18 protein-coding genes are annotated in these 14,129 nt (G+C 40.6%); 12 read left to right on the top strand and 6 right to left on the bottom strand.

Features of this window, described 5'->3' with window-relative positions; all coding sequences use genetic code 11:
- Window positions 1–22 precede the first annotated feature (22 nt).
- The 3 genes from tdh to glpG are packed head-to-tail and all read left to right on the top strand — an operon-like array spanning window position 23 to window position 2,232.
- Window positions 23–1,048 carry an L-threonine 3-dehydrogenase gene (gene tdh, locus J8Z28_RS14515; protein WP_054551064.1) on the top strand — a complete coding sequence of 342 codons (1,026 nt, stop codon included), beginning with the start codon at window positions 23–25 and terminating at the stop codon, window positions 1,046–1,048.
- A gap of 54 nt (window positions 1,049–1,102) precedes the next feature.
- The gene (gene glpE, locus J8Z28_RS14510; protein ID WP_062566431.1) at window positions 1,103–1,420 is read left to right on the top strand and encodes a thiosulfate sulfurtransferase GlpE; all 318 of its coding nucleotides are present in this window, start codon (window positions 1,103–1,105) and stop codon (window positions 1,418–1,420) included.
- Window positions 1,417–2,232: a rhomboid family intramembrane serine protease GlpG gene (glpG, locus tag J8Z28_RS14505; RefSeq protein WP_062566430.1), complete on the top strand. Its 816-nt coding sequence runs from the start codon at window positions 1,417–1,419 to the stop codon at window positions 2,230–2,232. The genes glpE and glpG overlap by 4 nt, the downstream gene beginning before the upstream one ends.
- A 41-nt stretch (window positions 2,233–2,273) precedes the next feature.
- On the opposite strand, the gene J8Z28_RS14500 is transcribed toward glpG, so the two are convergent.
- Window positions 2,274–2,642 (bottom strand): flagellar basal body-associated protein FliL, encoded by a 369-nt coding sequence (locus tag J8Z28_RS14500; RefSeq protein ID WP_371351978.1) that lies wholly within the window; start codon window positions 2,640–2,642, stop codon window positions 2,274–2,276.
- A gap of 201 nt (window positions 2,643–2,843) precedes the next feature.
- Between J8Z28_RS14500 and J8Z28_RS14495 the strand changes: the two genes are divergently transcribed.
- Both J8Z28_RS14495 and ubiA read left to right on the top strand, forming a co-directional pair.
- Window positions 2,844–3,389, top strand: a complete 546-nt coding sequence (locus J8Z28_RS14495; RefSeq protein ID WP_062566429.1) for a chorismate--pyruvate lyase family protein — start codon at window positions 2,844–2,846, stop codon at window positions 3,387–3,389.
- Entirely contained in the window at window positions 3,386–4,264 is an 879-nt protein-coding gene (ubiA, locus tag J8Z28_RS14490; RefSeq protein ID WP_062566428.1) for a 4-hydroxybenzoate octaprenyltransferase, read from the top strand. The genes J8Z28_RS14495 and ubiA overlap by 4 nt, the downstream gene beginning before the upstream one ends.
- Here the strand turns inward: ubiA and J8Z28_RS14485 are convergent, their stop codons facing one another.
- From J8Z28_RS14485 to J8Z28_RS14470, 4 genes are all read right to left on the bottom strand, one after another.
- Window positions 4,265–4,885 (bottom strand): 2OG-Fe(II) oxygenase, encoded by a 621-nt coding sequence (locus J8Z28_RS14485; RefSeq protein WP_062566427.1) that lies wholly within the window; start codon window positions 4,883–4,885, stop codon window positions 4,265–4,267. It abuts the gene before it with no gap.
- Window positions 4,886–5,025: 140 nt separating this feature from the next.
- On the bottom strand, window positions 5,026–5,913 hold the full coding sequence (locus J8Z28_RS14480; protein ID WP_054560958.1) for a LysR family transcriptional regulator: 888 nt from the start codon (window positions 5,911–5,913) through the stop codon (window positions 5,026–5,028).
- A 118-nt stretch (window positions 5,914–6,031) separates the two neighbouring features.
- Window positions 6,032–7,558, bottom strand: coding sequence for a response regulator (locus J8Z28_RS14475; protein ID WP_062566426.1), 1,527 nt, complete (start codon window positions 7,556–7,558; stop codon window positions 6,032–6,034).
- Window positions 7,559–7,609: 51 nt separating this feature from the next.
- On the bottom strand, window positions 7,610–8,017 hold the full coding sequence (locus J8Z28_RS14470; RefSeq protein ID WP_054560956.1) for a DUF2721 domain-containing protein: 408 nt from the start codon (window positions 8,015–8,017) through the stop codon (window positions 7,610–7,612).
- An 86-nt stretch (window positions 8,018–8,103) separates the two neighbouring features.
- Between J8Z28_RS14470 and J8Z28_RS14465 the strand changes: the two genes are divergently transcribed.
- The 3 genes from J8Z28_RS14465 to tsaD all read left to right on the top strand — a co-directional run bounded on the left by J8Z28_RS14465 (window position 8,104) and on the right by tsaD (window position 10,119).
- Window positions 8,104–8,469 (top strand): putative signal transducing protein, encoded by a 366-nt coding sequence (locus J8Z28_RS14465; protein WP_055198283.1) that lies wholly within the window; start codon window positions 8,104–8,106, stop codon window positions 8,467–8,469.
- Entirely contained in the window at window positions 8,453–9,043 is a 591-nt protein-coding gene (locus tag J8Z28_RS14460; protein WP_054551075.1) for a YjaG family protein, read from the top strand. Before J8Z28_RS14465 ends, J8Z28_RS14460 begins: the two co-directional genes overlap by 17 nt.
- Before the next feature lie 62 nt (window positions 9,044–9,105).
- Window positions 9,106–10,119, top strand: a complete 1,014-nt coding sequence (gene tsaD, locus J8Z28_RS14455) for a tRNA (adenosine(37)-N6)-threonylcarbamoyltransferase complex transferase subunit TsaD (protein ID WP_054560954.1) — start codon at window positions 9,106–9,108, stop codon at window positions 10,117–10,119.
- Window positions 10,120–10,128: 9 nt separating this feature from the next.
- Here the strand turns inward: tsaD and plsY are convergent, their stop codons facing one another.
- Window positions 10,129–10,731, bottom strand: a complete 603-nt coding sequence (gene plsY, locus J8Z28_RS14450; RefSeq protein WP_250659647.1) for a glycerol-3-phosphate 1-O-acyltransferase PlsY — start codon at window positions 10,729–10,731, stop codon at window positions 10,129–10,131.
- Between the two features lie 228 nt (window positions 10,732–10,959).
- Between plsY and folB the strand changes: the two genes are divergently transcribed.
- The 4 genes from folB to mpl all read left to right on the top strand — a co-directional run bounded on the left by folB (window position 10,960) and on the right by mpl (window position 14,111).
- The gene (gene folB, locus J8Z28_RS14445) at window positions 10,960–11,316 is read left to right on the top strand and encodes a dihydroneopterin aldolase (protein WP_062566424.1); all 357 of its coding nucleotides are present in this window, start codon (window positions 10,960–10,962) and stop codon (window positions 11,314–11,316) included.
- A gap of 2 nt (window positions 11,317–11,318) precedes the next feature.
- Complete coding sequence (folK, locus tag J8Z28_RS14440; RefSeq protein ID WP_062566423.1) at window positions 11,319–11,807, top strand: 2-amino-4-hydroxy-6-hydroxymethyldihydropteridine diphosphokinase; 489 nt, start codon at window positions 11,319–11,321, stop codon at window positions 11,805–11,807.
- Window positions 11,804–12,607 carry an undecaprenyl-diphosphate phosphatase gene (locus J8Z28_RS14435; RefSeq protein WP_054560951.1) on the top strand — a complete coding sequence of 268 codons (804 nt, stop codon included), beginning with the start codon at window positions 11,804–11,806 and terminating at the stop codon, window positions 12,605–12,607. Before folK ends, J8Z28_RS14435 begins: the two co-directional genes overlap by 4 nt.
- A gap of 160 nt (window positions 12,608–12,767) precedes the next feature.
- Entirely contained in the window at window positions 12,768–14,111 is a 1,344-nt protein-coding gene (mpl, locus tag J8Z28_RS14430; protein ID WP_062566422.1) for a UDP-N-acetylmuramate:L-alanyl-gamma-D-glutamyl-meso-diaminopimelate ligase, read from the top strand.
- Window positions 14,112–14,129 lie beyond the last annotated feature (18 nt).

Raw genomic sequence — 14,129 nt, 5'->3', positions numbered from 1 at the left:
TTTGTTTAATTGAGTGTAAATCATGAAAGCATTATCTAAATTAAAAGCAGAACCAGGGATCTGGATGACTGATGCGCCAAAACCTGAAGTTGGCCATAACGATCTGCTTATTAAAATCCGCAAAACAGCAATTTGTGGAACAGATGTCCATATTTATAAATGGGATGAGTGGGCACAAAATACAATTCCTACGCCAATGGTTGTTGGTCATGAATATGTAGGTGAAGTGGTTGATATGGGTCAGGAAGTACGTGGTTTCCAAGTGGGTGACCGTGTTTCTGGCGAAGGTCATATTACCTGTGGTCACTGTCGTAACTGTCGCGCTGGTCGAGTGCATTTATGCCGTAATACAACTGGTGTTGGTGTAAACCGCGAAGGTGCATTTGCTGAATACCTTGTGATCCCAGCTTTCAACGCATTTAAAATTCCAGATAACATTCCTGATGAACTAGCATCAATCTTTGACCCATTCGGTAATGCAGTGCACACAGCGTTGTCGTTTGACTTAGTAGGTGAAGACGTATTAATCACAGGTGCTGGTCCTATTGGTATCATGGCTGCTGCTGTTGCCAAACATGTTGGTGCACGTCATGTGGTTATCACCGATGTAAACGAATACCGCTTAGATTTAGCACGTAAAATGGGCGCGACTCGTGCTGTAAACGTAGCAACTGAAAAGCTTGAAGATGTAATGAAAGAGCTTGGCATGACCGAAGGCTTTGATATTGGTCTTGAAATGTCAGGTGTGCCAGTTGCATTTAACAGCATGCTAAACAACATGAATCACGGCGGTAAAATTGCCATGTTAGGTATTCCACCTTCAGATATGGCGGTTGATTGGAACCAGGTTATTTTCAAAGGTCTAATTATTAAAGGTATTTACGGCCGTGAAATGTTTGAAACTTGGTACAAGATGGCGAGTCTAATTCAGTCAGGTCTTGATCTGAAACCAATTATCACTCACCAGTTCTCCGTGGATGACTTCCAAGCAGGCTTTGATACAATGATTTCAGGCCAATCAGGTAAAGTAATCCTCAACTGGGATTAATACCGAGTAATTTGATAAGGCGGCTTTGGCCGCCTTTTTAGTTTAGAGAGTACTATGTCGTATAAACATATTTCAGTGAGCGATACGTTTGCGCTGTTAGATAAAGAAGAGGTTGTGATTGCTGATATTCGCGATCCTAACTCATTTCAAACTGGGCATATCCCAGGCGCTGAGCATTTATCAAATGCTAATATCAGCGAATTTATGATGCATAAAGAGTTTGATCAGCCAATCATCATTGTTTGCTACCATGGTGTGAGTTCTCAAGGTGCTGCGAGCTATTTAGTAGAGCAGGGGTTTGAAGACGTATACAGCATGGATGGTGGCTTTACAGCTTGGCAGACACAACTTCCGGAGCACATTGAACGATGATTGAGTTGGGTAGCATAAATAATCCTCGCGCCGCACAAGGCTTTATAGATTACATAAAAAGTAAGGGCTTACATGGAGAGCTGCGCTCGCAAGATGGACAAACTGTGATTATTTGTGTTGCTCCAGAGCACTTTCATCAAGCTCAACCTCTTTGGCAGGAGTTTGCTGCTAACCCTCATGACGAAAAATACCAACAAGCTTCATGGCAGGTAGGCAGTACACAATCGCCTCTGTCATATCAAGGGCAATCCCTTAATTTAAAAGCTCGCTTTAAGGCATTAAGCTGGCTAAACCGTACAGTTACTTTAGTCTCGATAGCTATATTTATTGCCTTCTTATTAGGTGGTTTTGAAACTATTTACAGTATGTTGCAGTTCAACCCTGCACAGCCACTAACTTGGTTTACACCTGCCATTGTGCATTTTAGCGCTATTCATCTTATTTTTAATTTGATCTGGTGGATGACGCTGGGTAACGATATAGAAAAACGCAGTGGCAAAATAACCTTAGTGGGTTTATTTTTAGTGACGGCATTCATTAGTAACTGGGCACAGTTTTTAGTAGTTGGGCCTAACTTTGGTGGTTTAAGCGGCGTTGTGTATGGCTTACTGGGTTTTTGTTGGATTTACAGTGTAATGAGGCCAACAGAGCCGCCACTAGTAAGTAATAGCATCGTTGGTTTTATGCTGGTTTGGCTTATTTTGGGCTTTGTAGATATGTTGCCTGTGAGTATGGCGAACTGGGCGCATTTAGCAGGGTTATTGGCTGGTATGGCTTATGCTGTGTCAGACAAGCTGCTTTCACGCAAATAATCGCGTAAATAAAAATGGCGGCTAATGCCGCCATCTTACAATTAATGATATAAATACTTAGTAAATAACACTTCTCGGACAATTTCTTGTCCTGTTTCTTGTTTTAGTAGTGCTTTTAGCTTTTCGGTGCAGCGCTTTCTGATTTCTTCGCGACCGGTAAGCGATTTAATGTTTTCTTCAGGCTCTTTTGAGAGTATTTCAACAATCGCATCACGCAATAGTGGAGTGTGATGTTCTACGATTGCGATATCAGATAGATCATTGAGCATGAGATCCACCGTTATACGAACATAGCCAAGCTTTTTATTACCTTGACCTATGTAGTTTGTGATGATGTCAGGCTCAAAACCAAAGTAGCCAACATTTGATTCAGCGCGTACAGACCAACTTGTTGCAGTAACAAGTAGCATGCTTATCAAGTAAATTGATAACAATGATTTTTTCATAGTTAAGAATATTCCACCCTTTCAATGATTTTTAGTCTATACCCAAATTCACTTAAGATACAGGCTGTTCTGCGTTTTTTAACCCTGCTTGAGATTAAATCATGACTTTTTCGAAACGTGCAGCAGTGATATCATTTGCACGGTTTTTAAAAATAATGAGTCGTTGTGATCACATTCCCAGTTTCATTAGCTGCAAATTGGCAGCCTGCTTCAGCATTTCCAGATTTGACGCAACAACAGCAAAGTTGGTTGCTTGAAGCTGGGTCATTAACAGCCAAGCTTAAAAGTCACTGTCAGGCCTTTTCAGTTGAAGTTTTAAACGAAGCACCCTTTGACCTAACCTGCGAGCAACAAGCGTTACTCAATACCTCTCTAAGTCAGGCTTTAAACCGCGAAGTGTTACTTCTATGCGATGGTAAACCAATGGTTTATGCACAAAGCTGGTTGCCGGCAGATGATACATTAAAAAAGCAGCAGTTACTAAGTATGGGAACAAGGCCGCTTGGTGACGTTATTTTTCAAGACCCAAGCTTATCGCGCACAGAAATAGAAGTTGCTGAGTTTTCACAGCAGCACGCTATCCAAGCTTTAACATCTGAAATTGGCTTCTCTTCAAAACCATTGTGGGGAAGACGCAGTGTTTTTAGCTTATCTAATGCTCATTTTCTCGTGGCTGAAGTATTCTTACCTGGAGCATATATTTACCTATGAAGCTAGCTGCACTTAAGGTCGCACATATACCTTACTATAAACAGTTAATGCGTACCGATAAGCCAATTGGCACCTTGTTACTATTGTGGCCAACTTATTGGGCGCTGTGGCTTGCTGAGCTTGGCACACCGAGCTTATTAAATTTTGTGGTTTTTAGTTTGGGCGTCTTTGTGATGCGCAGTGCTGGGTGTGTAATTAATGACTTTGCCGATCGTAAAATAGATGGCTCTGTTAAGCGCACAGCCCAGCGACCGCTGGCAGCAGGTTTGGTATCAAGTGGTGAAGCTCTGAGCTTATTTGTACTGCTTATTGTGGTGGCCTTTGGTTTAGTATTAACACTAGGGTGGTCAACGATATTACTGTCGTTTGGTGCCTTAGCACTGGCTTTCTGTTATCCCTTTATGAAACGCTACACGCAATTACCGCAAGTTGTGCTTGGTGCTGCATTCAGTTGGGCTATTCCAATGGCCTATATGGCATCAATAGGCTCAGTACCATTAGAAGCATGGCTCCTATTTACCGCGAATCTTGTGTGGACTGTGGCTTATGACACTATGTATGCCATGGTTGATAGAGATGATGATTTAAAGATTGGCGTTAAATCAACGGCAATCTTGTTTGCCAGCTATGACAGACACATCATCTTTTTACTCAATGCCTTGTTTATTACGATTCTTGCTTACATAGGTATGAGTAATCACCTTGGCTTGCCTTATTGGGTGGGCTTAGCTGCAGCGGTTGGTTTTTTACTTTATCAACAAATGCTTATTCATAAACGAGAACGAGATCCTTGTTTCAAAGCATTTTTGAATAACCATTATGTAGGGTTAGTGATTTTTATCGGTATAGCAGCATCCTTGCCACTGCCATTTTAATTACCTTGGTGGGTCGATAATACCGCTGATTGAGGCATTTTTTCTGAACCAGCCTGCAATAGAGTAGCGTACATCGTTTGCGGGTAATACTTCATGCATAAAGCGTTCGCTTTCAAACATAACCAATAAGCCCGCTTGAGGTTTAATGACTATTTCAATGTCTTTACTTTTTGGTTTGTAGATCACCAATTCACCGCCAGACTCTGGCGTATTTAAGTAACAAACCGTTGTAAAAATGCGATTCGAACGGCCTTTGAAGGCATCATAGTGCTTTTTATAAAAGTCACCTTGTTGATACTTTGCATAATGGCATTCATAATCAAATAAGCCTAAATAGAAGCTACGGTTTAACTGTGTCTTTATTGCTTCCATGGTCGCCAGATAAGTAATTTGTGCTTGGCTAGAGCTATCAAACCAAAAGGTTTTATCTTTACGCACAGTTTTATCTATTTGTTGGTCGTTTAATCGGCCAATACCTGCGGTATGAAAATGCGGATTAATGCGATAGCAATCTGCAATTAAATCAGCAATTAAGCTTTCATCAATCGCGTTTTCAACAACAGCATATCCTGTACGTTCAATAGCATCTAAGTATGTGTCGGTAATTAGCGGTGCGGTCATTCATGTGCACAATCAAAAAAAGGTGCGTAAGTGTATATGAAAAATTCTGCGATGCACGCTTTTTATGCATTAAAAGATGAAGAAATAAAGCGGATTGGCTAGCCTGATTAATTACAGGCTAGCAGTATATATTATAGCTATTAGCTTTGGCTTGATAACGCCGTTTTTTCAATGAGGTCAAGTAAATGACTAACATGAGAATTCTCATTGATTTGTTGATTTGTTTGGATCACAAGCTGCTCGTGTGCGATACCTTTATTGGTTTTCAATAACAGTAAATCTGGATCTGAAGAGACAATATTTGTGTGTTCAATACTGGCTATTGCGATGTGGTTTGACTTTTTAAGGCCATCCATTACTTGCTCGATGCTACCTACTTTGATGCTTGATGTTTTATCAAAAGATTCGATAGCATCGTTTAGCATAGCTTGCACTTGTTTAGACTGTGAAAAACAGCTGTACATAGGGTAGTCTGCAAAGTCGCGTTTACTAATGTCGCTCTTATGCGCAAGTGGGTGGTTTTTAGCTACAAAAATAATCAGTTGATCAGGTAAATGTATATCACTACCAATGCTGTTCATTGCCTGCGAGCATACGCTAATATCAATTTCACCTAATTGCAGTTTACGTACAAGTTCACTTTGCTCTTGTAGTTGCATCTCGATTTTTACATGCGGATACTGCGCTAAAAATTGGCCGCAAGAAACAGGCACAACCGTGCTTGCTTTGTTGGTATAACCAATAACTAATTTTTCGTTAGTGCAACCGTTTAAAGATTCGAATAAACGCTTTTTGGTTTCTTCTAGGTTGTCGAGGGTTTGTTTAGCGTACTCAAGGAAAAGTTCACCTTCTTTGGTTAACTTAACTGAGCGTGTAGAGCGGGTAACGAGCTCATAACCAATTTCATCTTCGAGCGTCTGAATACTGCGAGTTAACGCTGAAGTGCTGATTTGGGTTTTTTCTGCAGCTTGTCGGAAATGCCTCAGCACCCCGAGCGCCACAAATTGTTCAAGTTGTTCAAATCTCACTTTAATAGTCCCTTGTTATAAGTAAGCCTTTTACGTCCAGGCAATATTATTATACTTCACGGTAGGCATAGTAAATTATTGTACCTATTTTGGGAAGTGTTTTACAGAAAAGTTACATCTAATCAGGATAACGGTCCTTAATCTCTAAGAAAAGTGGTAAATTTTCAAGTAATAAGTCGACTAGAATTGGATCAAAATGTTTCGCCCGCTGATCTTTTATGAGAGTTAACGCCTCTTCTAATGGCCAAGCCTTCTTATAACAACGGTCGCTGCAAAGGGCGTCAAACACATCGGCGAGGGCGGTTATGCGGCCAACTATATTAATATCGTCTGCCATTAAACCTTGCGGATACCCTGAACCATCCCACTTTTCATGATGCTGGTAAGAAATTAAAGCACCGCATGTCAATATCTCGTTACTTGAGTTTTTTAATATTTCATAGCCGATTTCTGCATGGGTTTTCATTATTTCCCACTCACCATCAGTGAGTTTACCAGGTTTATTCAATATGCTGTCTGGAATGCTGATTTTACCTATGTCATGTAATGGTGAAGCAAGCTTAATGATTTCACATTGAAATGGGTTAAGCTCTGAAAGCTGAGCAAGTAATTCACTATATAAAGCAACACGTTTAACGTGAGAGCCGGTTTCTTTAGAGCGTTTTTCTACTGCTTCTCCAAGAATGTACGACAGCTCTTTTTGCGACTCTTTTACCATTTCTCTGAGTTTTAAATTATCGTAAGCAAGCGCGATATTGTTGGCATAAAACTCTAACAGTTGATGTTCTGTGGCCTGTAACTTACTGCCTTTATGAACATAAAGCATGGTTTCAAGGCCGGCTTTGGTAGGGAAGTAACCAATATAATCATTACTTGTTTTTAGTGATGATTTTCGCTCATGTGCATCTATAAATAAGTTTTTTACTTCATCAGGAATGGTATTTTGCTGTGGTGTGGGGCCTACACCTGAGGCTGCAAGTAATTGAAAATCTTTTGCTGGTGACGATTGTAGATTAACGGCCGCAGCACAATAAATTTGCGTGTCATTAATGCCCATCACGTTAGTAACATGGCTTAAAATTGTTGAAGCAAATTCATGAACACTGTCACATTTTAAAAAGTTAGCAGACGCGTTGATGATCTGTTCAAGACCATGCTTGTGCCGGTCTATAATTTGAATATCGCGATGTGCTCTTAACGCCGAGTAGAGCAAGGTTTTAATTTTAATCGCGGTGAGCTCAGTTTTGTTTTTATAATCGTTAATGTCGTAATCGCGGATAATCGCTTCTTCAGGGGCTTCACCTGGCTGACCTGTGCGAAGAATTAAACGAATATCGTGGTTTTCTATTTCATCGCGAATGTATTGAATAAGCTCAAGACCAGCATGATTGGTTTCCATTACTACATCAACTAGAGCAACAGAAAAGGGAATATCTTTTTTTAAAAACTCTTTTGCTTCCGCCGCAGAGTAGGCGTCATAAAAGCGCAGACCTTTATTTTCGAAAGTGAAGCCAGCTAATACTAGTTTCGTAACTTGATGGATATCTTCTTCATCATCAACAACAAGAATATGCCAGTATTCAGGCTCTTCAGTTTCTATATTATTTTCTTCTAACTGTTCTTCAGAAAATAAGAAATCATCCACAAAAACACCACTTATTGTTGTATCTCATACAATAAGTATAGAGGCAGAAATTTACTCTGCCTTATCTGAAACTGGTTTTTTTTCGATATTCTTTAATTCGATTTCAATAGCATCACAAGAAATGTGGATCTCATACAAAGAGGTGAGAAGTGATAAGGCTAAGCAAGCGAGGCTGATGCCAAATAAAATGATTCCAGTAGTATTAAACTCAATAAATAAAGCAAACATTGATAAGGTACACATTAAAAAAGAGGCAACGCCATAAACCTGCATAACCCGAATGAGTTTAATGCGTTTTCTTAAATTGGTAATTTGCGCAACAACTAACGGGCGGATACTTTCCCCTTCACGTGCATTGAGCTCTCGAATAAGCTGAGCAAGCACCAAAAAACGGTTGGTGTAAGCAAGTAACAGTAAAGAAATTGCTGGGAATAACAGTCCCGGTGTTGTTAAAGTCATGTGGCTACCTTGAAATAAGCATTGCAGCGAAGTTAGTTGCTAGCGTAGTTTAGGATTTAAAGATAGAAAAGTAAAAGGGAAGTGATTTGCAAAACAATAATTTAAATCAACCTGCTAAGCAGGACCCATTCGCTTGGGTGAAAGTGTTTCAGGCTGAAAATGGCTTAGAAGCCAACATTATTAAAGGGCTTTTAAAAAGTAAAGGGATCGAATCGCAACTGCAAGGTGAGCTTTTACAAGGTGCGCTTGGAGAGATCCCATTTGAACAAACAGGGGTCGATATACTCGTTTACGCATTAAAAGAGCGCCAGGCGCAAGAAATATTGCTAAACTACCGGCAATTAAAACAATCGGCTCCTGACTGGGTATGTCCTAAGTGTCATGAGCTTAACGGAGCAACATTTGAAATATGTTGGTCTTGTGGGACTGTAAAGAATGACAAAAGCGAATAATTTTCAACGTATTAGAGAATTAAACTATTTGCAAAAAGCGGTTTTAGGTGGCGCATTACTTGAGCGTATGCTGCCTAATTACAGCTTATTTAGTGAAGCAACAGGGTTTGGTGATGCCGCGGTTTTTCGTAGCGCATTAAGTGTCTGCTGGGAAAAAATCTTACTACCAAAAAGTAAAATCAGCCTTGAAAAGCAAATTGAAAAAATAGAGCCGAATGTGCCAGAGCTTACTGACTTTGACATGTTCGGGACTTATCCCGCAATCGATACAGCAACCGCTTTGCTTGGCATGTTGCACGGTTTGATAGCTAAAGATGAACAAGAGTTTTTAAATATTAGTAAAATTTCACAGGCTTCAGTGGCTCGTTTTATTGAATATCAACTAACAGTAGATGGTGAAATTGCTGATAACAAAGCTGTTCGTGAACACCCTTTAATGCAGTATGAAATTGATGTGCTTGCAGAGCTTATTGATTTTGTAGAGCAAATGGGCCGAATTACCTCAGAGAACGTAAAAGAGCTTAAGCAACTTGCTGTATCTGACGGCCAAACCAACATAGGTATTGCAATTTAATATTCAGTAATGCGTATTTTCACTGTAAAATACGCGTTTGTTTTTTCTTGGCGGAGTAATTGATGCGAATTTTAGGTATTGAATCATCATGTGATGAAACGGGTATTGCCATTTATGATGATGAACAAGGCTTATTAGCACATCAACTGTATAGCCAAGTAAAAGTGCATGCCGATTACGGCGGTGTGGTACCTGAGCTTGCGTCACGCGATCACGTACGTAAAACCTTACCTTTGATTGATGCTGCTTTTGCACAAGCTGGTTGTGGCCCAGAAGACTTAGATGGCATTGCTTACACCGCAGGCCCTGGACTTGTTGGTGCACTCCTTGTGGGAACTTCTATTGGTCGCTCGTTGGCCTATGGTTGGAATATTCCTGCTGTTGCTGTTCATCATATGGAAGGCCACCTACTTGCGCCAATGCTTGAAGAGGACAAACCGGAATTTCCGTTTATCGCACTACTGGTGTCTGGCGGTCATACTATGATGGTTAAAGTATCTGGCATTGGTGAATACGAAGTGCTGGGAGAGTCAGTTGATGACGCTGCCGGTGAAGCATTCGATAAAACCGCGAAGTTATTAGGTCTTGATTACCCTGGTGGCCCACGTCTAGCAAAACTTGCGGAGCAAGGTACGCCTGAGCGTTTTGTATTCCCACGTCCGATGACTGATAAACCAGGCTTAGATTTTAGCTTCAGTGGCTTAAAAACAGCAGCGTCTCTTGCGATTCGTGATAGCGATGATGACGAGCAAACCAAAGCTGATATTGCTCATGCATTCCAAACAGCGGTAATAGATACTCTAATCATTAAATGTAAGCGTGCATTAAAGCAAACAGGTATCAAACGTTTAGTGATTGCCGGTGGTGTAAGTGCAAACGTGCAATTGCGTGCGCAACTTGAACGAGTAATGCAAGGCATGAAAGGGCGCGTTTATTACCCGCGCACAGAGTTTTGTACAGATAACGGCGCTATGATTGCTTATGCTGGTATGCAGCGTTTGAAAGCAGGTCAGTTTGCTAGCCTTGATATGAAAACAAAGCCGCGCTGGCCTATTGATTCACTCGAAGCACTTTAATTTATAACACTATTCCTGCTCTGGGGCTTTTTTCTTAGCCCCTACTTTAGGCTCTTCCCTCGCCATCAAGCGAGTAATATTTGCTCTGTGACGGAAAATTATCAACACGGTTAAAAAGGTAACTGGCAAGGTATACAAAGGTTTTATCCACCAAGTATAAAGAGGTGCTAACGAAACCGTAACCAGTGCTGCAAGCGATGAATATCGTGTGATAGCAATAATTATGAGCCAGGTTGCGATCAGCATCCCACCTAGCGATAAACCAATGGGTAATAACGTGCCAAAAGCGGTCGCGACAGCCTTACCACCTTTAAAGCTAAAAAACAGCGGATACATATGCCCTAAACAGGCTGCCACACCAATTAAACCTAGCATTAGCGGGTCTATTTTTAAAAAGTAGGCACCCCAGACAGGGATGGTTCCTTTTAAAATATCAAAGACAAGAACTAAAACAGCGGGGACTTTTCCCCCAAGGCGATAAACATTTGTAGCACCAGGGTTATTCGATCCATGACTGCGTGGGTCTGGTAGTTTAAACAGCTTTGATACAAGGATAGCGGAAGAGACCGATCCCAGTATGTAAGCTAAAACTAACATTAAAACTTCTAACACGCGCTTCCTTATTTTTTAATCTGCACTTTTGGGCTATCATTGGCGGCAAAACCATCTGCCGCTCTCATCGAGTAGAATGTAAGCACCTTATTGCAATGCATCTATCCGTTATTGTAGGGGTAATTTTTATATATTAAAACAGTATGACAGCTTATATAGCGCATTATTGTTATCAATAAGCGTTTAGTATGAGGAGTTGTTTTAATATTCATGTCACTTGGAGTATCAATGGACAAGGTATATATATCACAACTACATGTAGACACCATTATTGGCGTGTATGATTTTGAAAAAGAAAGTAAACAAAGCCTGTATTTTGATATCGAAATGTTATGTGATATTTCTGCCGCAGCGGCAACTGATGATATAAATTTAGCACTTGATTACGCCAAAGTGAGTGAACGAGTGATTGAGCATACAACGGCAAAACCAATTGAGTTACTTGAAACTTTAGTTGAGCAATTAGCTGCCATTATTTTAGCTGAGTTTGCGACTAACCAAGTCACTATACGTGTTAGTAAACCAGCCGCAGTACCACAAGCGCAAACGGTGGGAGTTGAGATCACCCGTCGTAAGGCAAACTAACCATGGCGCAAATTTTTATAAGCTTAGGCTCTAATGTCAATAAAGAGCATTATCTTCGACAAGCGCTTATTGCCTTAAAGCCTTTTTTTCCAGACTTTATACATTCGTCTGTTTATGAAAGTGAAGCGGTGGGGTTTGCAGGTAGTAATTTTTATAATTCAGTGGTCGCAGCAAAAACAGATATGCCATTAGCTGAACTATGTAAACTACTGAAAAAAATTGAGCTTGATAATGGCCGCACTCGTGAGGATAAAAAGTTTAGTCCTCGCACATTAGACCTTGATTTATTGTTTTATGATGACATTATCTGTGATTCGCCTGCGCAATTACCGCGGGATGAAATAACCAAAAATGCGTTTGTATTGCAGCCTCTAGCTGAAATTGCTCCTGATTTTTATCACCCCGTAGCTAAGCTAACTTTGGCTGAGTTATGGAATAATTATAATAACCCACAACAAAAACTATGGAAGGTGGAGTTTTCTAACCCATGAGTATTATTGAGATAATTGTTTTAGCCTTAATTCAAGGATTGACTGAGTTTTTACCTATTTCGAGCTCAGCACATTTAATTTTACCCTCACAAGTTTTAGGTTGGCACGACCAAGGCTTGGCATTTGATGTTGCGGTACACGTAGGTACGCTAGGTGCTGTGGTACTGTATTTTCGTAAAGAAGTGGTGGATATTCTCGGTGCGTGGTTTAAATCGTTTGGTTCACAAGGGGCAACCGATGATAGTCGTTTAGGCTGGTGGATTATTGTTGCGACCATTCCAGCATTATTAATTGGTTATTTATTTAAAGATTTTGTGGAAAGCTACTCGCGTAATGCCTGGGTTATTGCTACTTCAACCATCGTATTTGGTTTGTTACTTTGGTATGCCGATGTAAAAGCAAAGCAAGTTAAGAATATTTACCAAGTAAACTTTTTCAGTGCGCTTTTATTAGGCTTCTCGCAAGTGCTCGCTATGGTATTTCCTGGTACATCCCGTTCAGGTATTACCATTACTGTGGGCTTAATGTTGGGTCTAAACAAGCAAAGCGCCGCACGTTTTTCGTTTTTAATGTCAATTCCAGTTATTGCTGCAGCTGGTTCATATTATGTGTATCAGTTGGCTACAGCGGGCGAGGCGATTGATTGGCATGCAATTCTATTAGGCGCAGGTTTATCATTTGTATCGGCTTATGCATGTATTTTCTTTTTCTTAAAAGTGATTGAGCGCATGGGCATGATGCCATTTGTTATCTATCGCTTACTATTAGGTGTAGGTTTGTTTGCATTCTTAATGCTGTAAAATAGGCTTTAAACTTAATTAAAAAACACCTCAAGTTGAGGTGTTTTTTTATGTCGGCTATTTGGCAATACTCTAATGCCGTGTAGTAATGGTAAGTAAAGCTTATATTTGGCATTATAACGCCTTACTTATCTCTTATTCATTTTGCTCAGGACAGTAGATGCATATTCACATTCTTGGAATTTGTGGCACCTTTATGGGTGGTATTGCCGCAATCGCTAAATCGTTAGGTCATACAGTGACAGGCTCTGATCAAAATGTGTACCCGCCGATGAGCACGCAATTAGAAGAGCTAGGGATTACACTCACCCAAGGTTATGACGTTGCCCAACTAGAACCCGCGCCAGATATGGTGGTGATAGGTAATGCTATGAGCCGAGGCAACCCTTGCGTTGAATACGTACTTGATAAAGGCTTGCCTTATACTTCTGGTCCAGAATGGTTAAAGCATAATTTACTGCAAAACTCTTGGGTGTTGGCTGTGGCCGGAACACACGGCAAAACGACTACAGCCAGTATGCTGGCATGGTTACTAGAATACGCAGGAATGAAACCGGGCTTTTTAATTGGTGGTATCGTACAAAACTTTGGTGTGTCTGCCCGTGTAGGCGAAACGCCATTTTTTGTTATTGAAGCCGACGAATACGACACGGCGTTTTTCGATAAACGCAGTAAATTTGTACATTACTTACCACGCACCTTAATTCTAAATAATCTTGAATTTGATCATGCTGATATTTTTGAAGATTTAAACGCGATAAAGAAACAATTTCACCACTTGATGCGTACATTACCCTGTAGTGGCAAAGTGATTTGGCCAAGCCAAGACGAAGCACTACAAGATGTGATTGAACGCGGCCTTTGGAGCGAGAGCGAAACACTGGCGGGTGATTGGGATTATCGCTTACTTAAAGCTGATGGTAGTGAATTTGAAGTGCTACTAAATTCACAAGTGCAAGGTGTTGTCAGTTGGCAAGCTATGGGCGAGCACAATGTCAAAAATGCCATTATGGCCATTGCAGCAGCTAGACACGTAGGCATCGCGGTATCAGTCAGTATTGCAGGCTTAGCTGAGTTTATCTCTCCTAAGCGCCGTATGGAGCTTAAAGCCGACGTTAACTCAATAAAAGTGTATGACGATTTTGCCCATCATCCAACGGCAATTAAAACGACCTTAGCAGGTCTACGTGCAAAAGTAGGCACTGAGAAGATAATTGCTATTTTAGAGCCTCGTTCAAACACTATGAAAATGGGCGTGCATCAACAAACCCTGATTGATTCACTCGATGCAGCAGATGATGTGTATTTATTTGAGCCAGAAAATTTAAGCTGGTCACTTAAAGAGTACGCAGACAAAGCAGGTATGCATTGCATGAAAAGCACTGAGGAAATCATTACTCAGGTTGTTGGCAATAGTGCGCCGTCACAACATATTTTAATTATGAGTAATGGTGGTTTTGAAGGTATTCATCAGCGTTTAATCACTGCCCTTGAACAAAACTAACCAGTATACGGAGCTTAA

It is taken from the genome of Pseudoalteromonas sp. SCSIO 43088, assembly GCF_023650795.1.
GTDB lineage: Bacteria > Pseudomonadota > Gammaproteobacteria > Enterobacterales > Alteromonadaceae > Pseudoalteromonas > Pseudoalteromonas shioyasakiensis.
This window is presented reverse-complemented; position numbering and strand designations above follow the sequence as displayed.

Coding starts and splice junctions, on each gene's coding strand:
- glpG (WP_062566430.1), top strand. CDS start 1,417: ATGATTGAGTTGGGTAGCATAAATAATCCTCGCGCCGCACAAGGCTTT.
- J8Z28_RS14435 (WP_054560951.1), top strand. CDS start 11,804: ATGAGTATTATTGAGATAATTGTTTTAGCCTTAATTCAAGGATTGACT.
- J8Z28_RS14500 (WP_371351978.1), bottom strand. CDS start 2,642: ATGCTACTTGTTACTGCAACAAGTTGGTCTGTACGCGCTGAATCAAAT.
- tdh (WP_054551064.1), top strand. CDS start 23: ATGAAAGCATTATCTAAATTAAAAGCAGAACCAGGGATCTGGATGACT.
- J8Z28_RS14485 (WP_062566427.1), bottom strand. CDS start 4,885: ATGACCGCACCGCTAATTACCGACACATACTTAGATGCTATTGAACGT.
- tsaD (WP_054560954.1), top strand. CDS start 9,106: ATGCGAATTTTAGGTATTGAATCATCATGTGATGAAACGGGTATTGCC.
- J8Z28_RS14470 (WP_054560956.1), bottom strand. CDS start 8,017: ATGACTTTAACAACACCGGGACTGTTATTCCCAGCAATTTCTTTACTG.
- folK (WP_062566423.1), top strand. CDS start 11,319: ATGGCGCAAATTTTTATAAGCTTAGGCTCTAATGTCAATAAAGAGCAT.
- J8Z28_RS14460 (WP_054551075.1), top strand. CDS start 8,453: ATGACAAAAGCGAATAATTTTCAACGTATTAGAGAATTAAACTATTTG.
- glpE (WP_062566431.1), top strand. CDS start 1,103: ATGTCGTATAAACATATTTCAGTGAGCGATACGTTTGCGCTGTTAGAT.
- ubiA (WP_062566428.1), top strand. CDS start 3,386: ATGAAGCTAGCTGCACTTAAGGTCGCACATATACCTTACTATAAACAG.
- folB (WP_062566424.1), top strand. CDS start 10,960: ATGGACAAGGTATATATATCACAACTACATGTAGACACCATTATTGGC.
- mpl (WP_062566422.1), top strand. CDS start 12,768: ATGCATATTCACATTCTTGGAATTTGTGGCACCTTTATGGGTGGTATT.